Below are 1,373 nucleotides of genomic sequence, written 5' to 3' on the forward strand. Positions count from 1 at the left end.
CACTATTGAGACTTACATGATGTTTTTGCCGGAATTATTGCGCGGGGCAGGTGTGACGATCCAGGTTCTCCTGCTGTCCGCCGCTTTTGCCTTTATTTTCGCCTTTATCGCCGGTCTTGGGCGGGTGTCGCGTTTTTGGATCGTCCGCTTTCTAATGGGCGCTTTGGTGGAGCTGTTCAGGGGGACGTCCCTGCTTGTCCAGATGTTCTTCTTCTATTTTGCGCTTCCGGCGTTTGGGATGGAGTTGTCCCCGTTTGCTGCCGGGGTTCTGGCTTTGAGCCTGAACTACGGGGCTTACGCGTCGGAAATCGTCCGGGGAGCGATCCTGTCAGTGCCAGGCGGGCAGACGGAAGCGGGCATTGCGCTCAATATGACCCGCTGGCAGCGCATGAGGCTCGTCATCCTGCCGCAGGCGTTCCGCCTGATGCTGCCGGGATTCGGGAACAATGCGATCGAGCTGCTCAAGGGGACATCGCTCGTCTCGTTGGTCACCTTGGCCGACCTGACGTTCCAGGGCCGGGTCTTAAAGGATAACTATACAGGGGACCAGATAGAAATCTTCACGCTGCTGCTTCTCCTTTACTTTGTCCTGGCGCTTCCGCTTATTTTCGGGGCGCGCTGGCTGGAAAAGCGGTCCGCTAAGGGGGTGGCGGCCAGATGACATGGGACTGGAATTTTGCCATTGAGATTTTTCCGAGGATCTTCAAGGCGATGTGGATCACGCTGGGCGCTACCGTAGCCGCCTATCTGATCGCTTTGACGCTGGGCCTGGTGCTCACGCTTTTGCGGAGAACCAGCTTTAAGCCGCTTAAGTGGCTGACAGTTGGCTTCATCGAATTTGTGCGGAGTACGCCGCCGCTTGTGCAATTGTTCTTCCTTTTTTACGCTTTGCCGGAAATTCCGTACATCGGCTTTTCGCTCAGCCCGTTCGCGACAGGAGCCTTGGGGCTGGGCATCCATTACAGCACATATGTATCGGAGATTTACCGCTCGGGGATTGAGTCGATCCCGAAAAGCCAGTGGGAGGCAGCCACAGCGCTGAACTTCTCCAGGGCGCACACCTGGATGAAGGTCATTTTGCCGCAGGCAATCCCGCCGGTCATCCCGATGCTCGGGAACTATCTGATCGTGCTGTTCAAAGAGACGCCGCTTTTGTCGGCGATCCTCGTTGTTGAGATGCTGCAGACCGCCAAAATCATCGGCTCGGAGACATGGCGGTATCTGGAGCCGATCACCATCGTGGGGCTGCTGTTCCTGCTGCTGAGCTATCCGTCGTCGCTGCTTGTGCAGCATGTGGAAAAGAAGGTCAACAGAAGCCGCGGAAGACAACAAACGAATAAAGGAGTGAGCGCGTGATGGCAGCGATGCAGGAT

Annotated in this window: 2 protein-coding genes; both read left to right on the plus strand. The window is 56.4% G+C overall.

From position 1 onward, the window contains the following. The first annotated feature begins 4 nt into the window (after positions 1-4). A complete protein-coding gene (ehuC, locus tag FS666_RS19270; RefSeq protein ID WP_390903358.1) occupies positions 5-661 on the plus strand; it encodes an ectoine/hydroxyectoine ABC transporter permease subunit EhuC in 657 nt (218 codons plus the stop codon). After that, on the plus strand, positions 658-1,356 hold the full coding sequence (gene ehuD / locus FS666_RS19275; RefSeq protein WP_144463779.1) for an ectoine/hydroxyectoine ABC transporter permease subunit EhuD: 699 nt from the start codon (positions 658-660) through the stop codon (positions 1,354-1,356). Before ehuC ends, ehuD begins: the two co-directional genes overlap by 4 nt. Positions 1,357-1,373 lie beyond the last annotated feature (17 nt).

It is taken from the genome of Siminovitchia fortis (assembly GCF_007681465.1).
In the GTDB taxonomy this organism is placed as follows: Bacteria; Bacillota; Bacilli; order Bacillales; family Bacillaceae_C; genus Siminovitchia; species Siminovitchia fortis.